The organism is Streptomyces sp. SM1 (genome assembly GCF_002910825.1).
GTDB lineage: Bacteria > Actinomycetota > Actinomycetes > Streptomycetales > Streptomycetaceae > Streptomyces > Streptomyces okerensis.
Window position 1 is genome coordinate 1 of sequence record NZ_NEUB01000650.1, and the last position, 9,354, is coordinate 9,354.

General features: G+C 72.3%; 9 protein-coding genes. 6 read left to right on the top strand and 3 right to left on the bottom strand.

Going from position 1 to position 9,354, the window contains the following annotated elements:
* A partial coding sequence (locus B9S61_RS16975) for a CDP-alcohol phosphatidyltransferase family protein (protein WP_146064870.1) occupies positions 1 to 1,131 on the bottom strand: 1,131 nt, incomplete at its 3' end.
* 427 nt (positions 1,132 to 1,558) lie between these two features.
* Between B9S61_RS16975 and galE the strand changes: the two genes are divergently transcribed.
* The 3 genes from galE (at position 1,559) to idi (ending at position 4,506) form a co-directional block, all read left to right on the top strand.
* Positions 1,559 to 2,554, top strand: coding sequence for a UDP-glucose 4-epimerase GalE (gene galE, locus B9S61_RS16980; RefSeq protein ID WP_103543022.1), 996 nt, complete (start codon positions 1,559 to 1,561; stop codon positions 2,552 to 2,554).
* Between the two features lie 123 nt (positions 2,555 to 2,677).
* Positions 2,678 to 3,616 (top strand): cation diffusion facilitator family transporter, encoded by a 939-nt coding sequence (locus B9S61_RS16985; RefSeq protein WP_103543023.1) that lies wholly within the window; start codon positions 2,678 to 2,680, stop codon positions 3,614 to 3,616.
* A gap of 296 nt (positions 3,617 to 3,912) precedes the next feature.
* The gene (gene idi, locus B9S61_RS16990) at positions 3,913 to 4,506 is read left to right on the top strand and encodes an isopentenyl-diphosphate Delta-isomerase (protein ID WP_103543024.1); all 594 of its coding nucleotides are present in this window, start codon (positions 3,913 to 3,915) and stop codon (positions 4,504 to 4,506) included.
* A gap of 4 nt (positions 4,507 to 4,510) precedes the next feature.
* On the opposite strand, the gene B9S61_RS16995 is transcribed toward idi, so the two are convergent.
* Together B9S61_RS16995 and B9S61_RS17000 are read right to left on the bottom strand one after the other, a co-directional pair.
* Positions 4,511 to 4,972, bottom strand: coding sequence for an ATP-binding protein (locus B9S61_RS16995; RefSeq protein WP_103543025.1), 462 nt, complete (start codon positions 4,970 to 4,972; stop codon positions 4,511 to 4,513).
* A 138-nt stretch (positions 4,973 to 5,110) separates the two neighbouring features.
* Positions 5,111 to 5,773 carry an HdeD family acid-resistance protein gene (locus tag B9S61_RS17000; protein ID WP_103543026.1) on the bottom strand — a complete coding sequence of 221 codons (663 nt, stop codon included), beginning with the start codon at positions 5,771 to 5,773 and terminating at the stop codon, positions 5,111 to 5,113.
* A gap of 125 nt (positions 5,774 to 5,898) precedes the next feature.
* Between B9S61_RS17000 and B9S61_RS17005 the strand changes: the two genes are divergently transcribed.
* From B9S61_RS17005 to B9S61_RS17010, 3 genes are all read left to right on the top strand, one after another.
* Positions 5,899 to 6,654 carry an enoyl-CoA hydratase/isomerase family protein gene (locus tag B9S61_RS17005; RefSeq protein ID WP_103543027.1) on the top strand — a complete coding sequence of 252 codons (756 nt, stop codon included), beginning with the start codon at positions 5,899 to 5,901 and terminating at the stop codon, positions 6,652 to 6,654.
* A 189-nt stretch (positions 6,655 to 6,843) separates the two neighbouring features.
* Positions 6,844 to 6,975 carry an LPFR motif small protein gene (locus tag B9S61_RS42355; protein ID WP_258039693.1) on the top strand — a complete coding sequence of 44 codons (132 nt, stop codon included), beginning with the start codon at positions 6,844 to 6,846 and terminating at the stop codon, positions 6,973 to 6,975.
* Between the two features lie 105 nt (positions 6,976 to 7,080).
* Complete coding sequence (locus tag B9S61_RS17010; RefSeq protein WP_308457774.1) at positions 7,081 to 9,348, top strand: Tex family protein; 2,268 nt, start codon at positions 7,081 to 7,083, stop codon at positions 9,346 to 9,348.
* Positions 9,349 to 9,354 lie beyond the last annotated feature (6 nt).

Sequence of the window (9,354 nt, forward strand, 5' to 3'; positions counted from 1 at the left end):
CGCGACGGCGCAGCCGGCGAGCAGCGCGTAGAAGGTGATCCGGGGGGTGGTGAGGGCCGTCAGGACGGCGATCATCGCCCAGCGTTCACCGATCGGCAGGACGATCACGCGGCGCGCCCAGACCGTCCAGCCGACGCTGTCGAGCCGGCCGGAGAGGGCGGCGGTGGGGCCGGAGCCGGCGGTGGTCTTGTCGCGGTTGGCCTCGCTGAAGGAGAAGTCGACCACGTGCCGGCAGGTCTGCAGGATTATGGCGCCGAGCGCCAGGGACCATACGTCGTCGCCGCCGCGCGCGGCCCCGAGGGCGAGGCCGGCGTAGTAGGCGTACTCCTTCGCCCGGTCGAAGGTGGCGTCGAGCCAGGCGCCGAGGGTGGAGTACCGCAGCGTGTACCGGGCGAGCTGGCCGTCGGCGCAGTCCAGCACGAAGGAGGCCATGAGCAGCACGCCGGCGGCGACGAAGCCGGGGCGGGTGCCGGTCGCGGCGCAGGCGGCGGCCAGCAGCGCGGTGATCAGCGAGGCGGTGGTGACCTGGTTGGGGGTCAGTCCGCGGCGGGCGCACCAGCGGGCGAGGTAGCGGGAGTAGGGGCTGATGAAGTGGGTGGTGAAGAACCCGTCGCGGGCCTTGACCGCGGACTTCAGGCGCAGCGCCTCGTCGTCGACGGCGGCGACCGCCTGCCGGGCCTCGTTGCGGGCCTGGGGGTCGGCGGGAACCTCGGCCACGAGACTGCCGAGTTCGGGGCGGTGCACGCCGGCACCGTCGCCGTCGAGGGCGGTGGCGATGCGGTCGGCGAGGCCGGTGACGAGGGTGGTGCCGCTCCCGTGGGTCCCGGCCGCCGAGTTCTCGCGGGCCATCGCTCGGATCAGGGCCCGACGGCCCGCCTGCTGGGCGGTGACGGCGCCGGGGATCGCGGAGATCGGGAAGCGGGGGTCGGTGAGGCCGAGGCGCAGCGCGTGCACATGGCCCACGAAGCGGGTGTCGACCACGGCGACCCGCTGCTGCGGGGGGACCTCGGCGAGCAGTGTCTCGGCCTCGGCGGTGCCGGACGCGGTCCGCACCTCGAAGCCGAGGGAGCGCAGGTCGCCCTCGATCGACGAACCGGGGACCGGCTGGCCGGTGAGGATGGCGGTCGACAACCGAATCTCACTCCCTGGGTACCGGCGCGTCCACGCCGGTGGTGTACACGATGAAGCGCCCGTACAGGGCCTCCGGGCGGCATGTCGGCAGAGGCTATCGGATATCCGGAAGCCCGCGTTCACCGCCCGTTCCACGGCTGGACCGACGCGGTTGGCCCACGTCGCCGATGCCGGTCATCATCGGGGATGCGGGGCCCGTCCCACAAACCGCTCCCCAGAAGGGATATAGGGGGCCACTTCAGGAAATCACGGGCGTGATGCCGGTTCCGCACGGTCGGGAGGGCGGGGGATGCCCGACTCGGCCCGGATGCCCGGCGCACATCGGCCCGGGCCGGGCCCGGCCCGGCATGACGCGACTCGGCACGGTACGGCTCGGCGGGGTGCGGCGCGGCACGGCTGGGTGCGGCTCGGCATAGGGTGGACGACCATGACTTGGCTGATCACCGGCGGAGCCGGTTACATCGGGGCACATGTGGTGCGGGCCATGACGGGCGCCGGGGAACGGGTCGTCGCGCTGGACGACCTCTCGGCCGGCGTGCCGGAGCGTCTCCCCGCCGATGTCCCGCTGGTCAGGGGCTCGTCCCTGGACGGCGAGCTGCTGAAGCGCGCCCTCGCGGAGCACGAGGTGACGGGCGTGCTGCATCTCGCCGCGCGCAAGCAGGTCGCCGAGTCCGTGGCCCAGCCGGCCCGGTACTACCGGGAGAACGTGGGCGGTCTCGCGACGCTCCTGGAGGCCGTCGCGGAGGCCGGGGTCCGGCGCTTCGTCTTCTCCTCGTCCGCGGCCGTCTACGGCGATCCCCAGGTGGATCTGATCACGGAGGAGACGCCCTGCGCCCCGGTGAACCCCTACGGCGAGACGAAGCTCGCCGGGGAGTGGCTGGTGCGGGCGGCCGGCCGTGCACACGGCATGTCCACGATGTGCCTGCGCTATTTCAACGTGGCGGGGGCGGCGGCGCCGGAGCTGGCCGACACCGGCGTCTACAACATCGTGCCGATGGTCTTCGACCGGCTCACCCGCGACGAGGCCCCCCGCGTCTTCGGCGACGACTATCCGACGCCGGACGGCACGTGCGTCCGTGACTACATCCACGTGGCCGATCTGGCGGAGGCGCACCTCGCGGCGGCCCGGAGGCTGTCGGACGGGGACCTGACCGGGGACCTCACCCTGAACATCGGGCGCGGCGAGGGTGTCTCGGTGCGCGAGCTGATCACGGCCATCGGTGAGGTCACCGGCGACACCCGGGCCCCGCTCGTCGAACCCCGCCGCCCGGGCGACGCTCCCCGCGCGGTGGCTTCGTCGGCCCTCGCGGGCGAGCGGCTGGGCTGGACCGCCGGCCGTTCGGTGTACGAGATGGTCGACTCGGCCTGGCAGGGCTGGCAGCTTCACCACGCCACTGCGGCAGGGCCGCTGGGACAGCGCTGACCTGCGGATCGTTTCCGCAGGTCAGGGCACATGACAACGGTGTTCAGTGCCGCGTTGCCCGCTGCCCCCCGCCCGTAGTTCACTACTGTCCCGGCGGACATCTGCGGAAAGGCGGCGGCACCCATGGGGGCTGGGCACGATCACGGGCACACGCACGGCGCGCCTGCCGGCGGCACGGCCAGTGCGGCGTACCGCGGCAGACTGCGGGCGGCGCTGGCGATCACGCTCGGTGTCATGGTGGTCCAGATCGTCGGCGGGGTGCTGGCCGACTCGCTCGCGCTGGTCACGGACGCGGCGCACATGGCGACGGACGCCCTGGGTCTGGGCATGGCGCTGCTCGCGATCCACTTCGCGAGCCGCCCGCCCAGCGAGCGCCGCACCTTCGGGCTCGCCCGCGCGGAGATCCTCGCGGCCCTGGCCAACTGTCTGCTGCTGCTCGGCGTCGGCGGCTACGTGCTGTACGAGGTGGTCGAACGGTTCGTCACCCCGGCCGACACCAAGGGCGGGCTGGCGATGGTGTTCGGCGCGATCGGCCTGGTCGCCAACCTGGTGTCGCTGACCCTTCTGACGCGCGGGCAGAAGGAGAGCCTGAACGTGCGCGGCGCCTTCCTGGAGGTGGCGGCCGACGCGCTCGGCTCGGTCGCGGTGATCGTCTCCGCGCTGGTGATCGTGACCACCGGCTGGACCACCGCGGACCCGATCGCCTCCCTGGTGATCGCGCTGATGATCGTGCCCCGCAGCGTGAAGCTGCTGCGCGAGACCCTGGACGTCCTGCTCGAGGCGGCGCCCAAAGGTGTCGACATGACCCAGGTGCGGGCGCACATGCTGGCCACGCCCGGTGTCGAGGACGTGCACGATCTGCACGCCTGGACGATCACCTCGGGGATGCCCGTGCTCTCGGCGCACGTGGTCGTCAGTTCCGAGACCCTGACGTCCCTCGGGCACGAGAAGATGCTGCACGAGCTGCAGAGCTGTCTGGATGATCACTTCGACGTGGAGCACTGCACGTTCCAGCTGGAGCCGGTGGGGCACGCCGAGCACGAGGCGCGTCTTTGCCACTGAGGCGGCCCGACAGCGCCCCGGTGCACCGATGCGCCGGGTGGCGCGGCCCTCCGCCCCCCTGCCGTGTCCCTTTCCCCCGCAGCCCTCTCCCGCGGACGGTTCCCGGCCGGACGCCGCGGGCACGATCAGCTCCGGGGCCAGGGCCAGGGCCAGGGCCAGGGCCGGGGCCGGTTCCGTCCCGGGTGGCGCCGACTGCCTCCGGCACCGCCGGGGGACATGCGGGCGAGGACCGGAGTGCCGGGAGTGCCGGATTCGTGCGGCAGACTTGGGGCGCGAAGACCGAGTGAAGGATGGGTATGCCGATCACACCTGCCACCGCGACGAACAGCCCGTCGAGCGGCACCGCCGAGCCGATTTTGCTGGAACTGGTCGACGAGGACGGCGTGACGATCGGCACCGCGGAGAAGCTGGCCGCGCATCAGCCGCCGGGGCAGCTGCACCGGGCGTTCTCGGTGTTCCTGTTCGACGAGCGGGGGCGGCTGCTGCTCCAGCGGCGGGCGCTGGGCAAGTACCACTCCCCCGGTGTCTGGTCCAACACCTGCTGCGGTCACCCGTACCCCGGTGAGGCGCCGTTCGCGGCGGCGGCCCGGCGGACCTTCGAGGAGCTGGGAGTGTCCCCCTCGCTGCTCGCCGAGGCGGGCACGGTCCGCTACAACCACCCGGACCCGGCGTCGGGCCTGGTGGAGCAGGAGTACAACCACCTCTTCGTCGGCATGGTGCAGTCGCCGCTGCGGCCGGACCCCGAGGAGGTGGCGTCCACGGCGTTCGTGACCCCGGCCGAGCTGGCGGAGCGGCACGCGCGGGACAGCTACTCGGCGTGGTTCATGACCGTCCTGGACGCCGCCCGGCCGGCGGTCCGGGAACTGACCGGACCGTCGGCCGGCTGGTGACCGGCTAGAGGATCCGTGCGGGCTTGAGCGGCAGGGCGGCCCAGATCACCTTGCCGCCTCCCGCGGTGTGCTCGACCTCGCAGACCCCGCCGGCCTCACGGGCGATCTCGCGCACCAGGAGCAGTCCGCGGCCACCGGTGCGGGCGTGGTCGGTCTCCAGGGCGGTGGGGCGGTAGGGGTGGTTGTCCTCCACGGACACCCGGACCCATTCGGCGCCCACGGCCACCTCGACGGCGAGCGTCGGGGACAGCAGCGCCGCGTGCCGTACGGCGTTGGTGACCAGCTCCGAGACGATCAGCAGGAGGCCCTGCACCACGTCGTCCGCGACCGGAACCCCCTGCCGCGTCAGCAGGTCACGCACGGCGTGGCGGGCCTGCGGGACCGAGGCGTCCACGGCCGGGGCGGTGAACCGCCAAACACCTTCGTACGGCAGCGGATCGCCACCCTCACGCTCGATTGTCACCACACGTCGAGTGTTGATACCGACCGGCTCCGCACCTCGGCACTGAAGAGAAGTCAGCGAATATCGAGCGATTCCGACCGTCGACGCGAGACACGGTCGCTTACGGGACCGTTTCCGCGCACTGCCTGCCGTCTCGGCGAACTATTCGGGTTGTACGGGTTTACCCGCGGCCCCTCCCGGAGCCTCTCCCCGCTCCTGCGCCCGTGCCTCCTCCTCACCCACCAGCCGGTCGGAGACCATGCCCACGATCCGGCGCCCGCCGTAGCCCGTGGCGATCAGGCCGAGCCCGTCGAAGAGCAGGGAGAGGGAGAAGAACGTCCCGATGACGTACTGGCTGCTGCTCGGCCAGGTGGCCAGCACGAGGATGCCGAGCAGCAGGCCGAAGGCGCCCTGGACCAGCGTCCAGCCGAACTGCGGCCCGCGCACCACCAGGCTGCCGGCCAGCCGGAACAGCCCGCCGGTGAGGAAGAGCAGCGCGGCGAACATGGTCAGCGCCTCGGCCGCCGCCTCCGGCGTCTTCAGGATCACCACACCGGCCGCGATGTTCAGGGCCGCGACGACCACGCCGAGCCAGAAGAAGTTGGTGTGGCGTGCCTGCACGGCGTGCAGCAGCCCGATCACACCACCGACCAGCAGCAGCCAGCCGAACAGCAGCATCGAGGTCAGGGTGGCCAGCCCCGTGTACACCAGACCGACCAGCCCGGCGACGACCAGGATCACTCCCAGTACGGCGAGCCAGCTGAAGCCCCGGCTCAGTTTCGCGGCCTCGCCCCGGGGCCCGGTGGTCCTGGCGGTCCTGGCCATGAGTGCCTCCTCGTTCCCGTCCCCGCTCCCGGTCTCCGCCGTCCGCCGGTCACGTGCCGCACGGCGGGACCCCGCCGCCGAACCTGGCGTCCGGCCCGCCGGCCGGGGCGGATAGCATCCGGCGCATGGAGCCGCAACTGCTGCACAGCGTCACCGACTCGGTCGCCACCGTCGTCATCCGCCATCCGGCGAAGCGCAACGCCATGACGGCCGCCATGTGGGGTTCCCTGCCGCCTCTGCTGGAAACACTGGCGGCCGACCCGGAGGTACGGGCCCTGGTGCTCACCGGTGCGGGCGCGACGTTCTGCGCCGGGGCGGACATCTCCACGCTCCGGGGGTCGCCGGCGGAGGCCCAGCGGCTGGCCGTGGCGGCGGAGGAGTCGCTCGCCGCCTTCCCCAAGCCGACGCTGGCCGCGGTCCGCGGTCACTGTGTGGGCGGCGGGGCCCAGCTGGCGGCCGCCTGTGACCTGCGGTTCGCCGAGGAGGGTGCGCGCTTCGGGGTGACCCCGGCGAAACTCGGCATCGTCTACCCCGCCTCCGCCACCCGGCGGCTGGTGTCCCTGGTGGGCCCGGCGACCGCCAAGTACCTGCTCTTCTCGGGAGAGTTGATCGACACCGGGCGGGCTCTGCGGACAGGTCTGGTGGACGAGGTGCTGCCCGAGGGCGAACTGGACAGGCGCGTCGCGGAGTTCACCCGCGTCCTGGTGTCCCGCTCACAGCTGACGCAGGCCGCCGCCAAGGAGTTCACCACCGGCCGCACCGACAGGGACGCGCACTGGAGCGAGCGGGCCCGGCAGAGCGGCGACACCGCCGAGGGTGTGGCCGCGTTCCTGGAACGCCGGACACCGCGCTTCAACTGGACCGTTTCCGCGTCGGACTGACCACGCCGGACCGGCCGCACCGGGGCCGGCCACGAGCTCGTGGCCGGCCCCGGTGCGGCCGTGTGAGCAGCGGGTGCGCTTCCGGGCAGGGACAGGATCCCCCCTTCCTGCCGTGCATGTTGAAGCATTGACGAGGTACCCGTGGTACGACCGGCCGGACAGGCCGGGAAGTGAAAAAAGGGGAGACACGTGTTCCGTGCCATCGCAGATGTACTGCGCCAGATCGGCGGCGCCATCGCCACCGTGGTCACGCTGCCGTTCCGGGCGCTCGCCCGGCTGTTCGGCGGGGCTTCGTCCGCCGGCCGGGGCCGTCGCGCCTGACGCCGCCCGTGCGGTCCCCCGGCGAGTCGCCGCCCTGATCCCCGATTGTCCGCGTCACCTGCCACAATTGCCGCGCAACCTCAGTGGAGAAGGCGGTACGGGAACGTGACGACACCCCTCGCAGGGTCCATCGAAAGCAGGATCGCCGAGGAGCTCGGCGTACGGGAGCGGCAGGTCAGAGCCGCCGTCGAACTGCTGGACGGCGGTTCGACGGTGCCCTTCATCGCCCGCTACCGCAAGGAAGCGACCGAGATGCTCGACGACGCGCAGCTGCGCACGCTCGAGGAGCGGCTGCGCTATCTGCGGGAGCTGGAGGAGCGTCGTACGGCGATCCTGGACTCGGTGCGCGAGCAGGGCAAGCTGACCGACGAGCTGGCGGCCCGGATCCGGGGTGCGGAGACCAAGGCGCGCCTGGAGGACATCTACCTGCCGTACAAGCCCAAGCGGCGCACCAAGGCGCAGATCGCGCGCGAGGCGGGGCTCGAGCCGCTGGCGGAGGGGCTGCTCGGCGATCCGGGTGTCGAGCCCCTCGCCGCGGCCGCCGCCTTCGTGGACGCCGGCAAGGGCGTCGCCGATCCGCAGGCGGCGCTGGACGGCGCGCGGGCGATCCTCACCGAGCGGTTCTCGGAGGACGCCGACCTGATCGGCGAGGTGCGCGAGCGGATGTGGGTGCGCGGGCGGCTGGCCGCGAAGGTGCGTGAGGGCAAGGAGGAGGAGGGCGCGAAGTTCTCCGACTACTTCGACTTCTCCGAGCCGTTCACCGAGCTGCCCTCGCACCGCGTCCTGGCGATGCTGCGCGGTGAGAAGGAGGGGGTCCTCGACCTCGTCCTGGAGCCGGAGGAGCCCACGGACGGGCCGTCGTCGTACGAGGGGATCATCGCGAACCGGTTCCGCATCGCCGACCGGGGGCGTCCCGGGGACAAGTGGCTGGGCGACACGGTCCGCTGGGCCTGGCGCACCCGCATCCTGGTGCACCTCGGCATCGACCTGAGGCTGCGGCTGCGCACCGCCGCGGAGGACGAGGCGGTGCGGGTCTTCGCGGCGAACCTGCGCGACCTGTTGCTCGCCGCGCCCGCGGGCACCCGGGCCACGCTGGGTCTCGACCCGGGGTTCCGTACGGGGGTGAAGGTCGCCGTGGTGGACGCCACGGGCAAGGTCGTGGCCACCGATGTGATCCATCCGCACGTCCCGGCCAACCGGTGGGACGAGGCCGTCGCCAAGCTGGCGCGGCTGGCGAAGGAGCACGCGGTCGAGCTGATCGCGATCGGCAACGGCACGGCGTCCCGCGAGACCGACAAGCTCGCCGGTGAGCTCATCACCCGGCACCCCGAGCTGAAGCTGACCAAGGTGATGGTGTCCGAGGCGGGCGCCTCCGTGTACTCCGCCTCCGCCTTCGCCTCGCAGGAGCTTCCCGAGATGGACGTGTCGCTGCGCGGCGCGGTGTCCATCGCACGCCGGCTCCAGGACCCGCTGGCCGAGCTGGTGAAGATCGACCCGAAGTCGATCGGCGTCGGCCAGTACCAGCACGACCTGTCCGAGGTGAAGCTGTCGCGTTCGCTGGACGCGGTGGTGGAGGACTGTGTGAACGGCGTCGGGGTGGACGTCAACACCGCGTCGGCGCCGCTGCTCGCCCGGGTGTCCGGCATCACCTCGGGGCTCGCCGAGAACATCGTGGCGCACCGGGACGGCAACGGGCCGTTCCGCTCGCGCGGCGAGCTGAAGAAGGTGGCGCGGCTCGGCCCGAAGGCCTACGAGCAGTGCGCGGGCTTCCTGCGGATCCGCGGCGGTGACGACCCGCTGGACGCGTCCAGTGTGCACCCGGAGGCGTACCCGGTCGTGCGGCGGATGGTGAAGTCCTCCGGAGCGGAGGTCGCCGCGCTGGTCGGCAACACGGCGGTGCTGCGGTCGCTGCGGCCGCAGGAGTTCGTGGACGAGACGTTCGGTCTGCCGACGGTGAGCGACATCCTGAAGGAGCTGGAGAAGCCGGGCCGCGACCCGCGGCCGGCCTTCAGGACGGCCGTCTTCAAGGACGGGGTGGAGAAGATCTCCGACCTGTCCTCCGGGATGGTGCTGGAGGGCGTCGTCACGAACGTGGCCGCGTTCGGCGCGTTCGTGGACGTCGGTGTGCACCAGGACGGGCTGGTGCATGTCTCCGCGATGTCGAAGACGTTCGTGAAGGATCCGCGGGACGTGGTGAAGCCCGGGGACATCGTCAAGGTGAAGGTGCTCGACGTGGACATCCCGCGGAAGCGGATCTCGCTGACGCTGCGGCTGGACGACGAGGCCGCACCCCAGGGCCAGGCGCCCGCCGGTGAGCGCCGTCAGCGCGGCCTCCCTGCTGCCGGTGCCCTGCCCCGAGCCCTTGCGGCCTGAACTCCT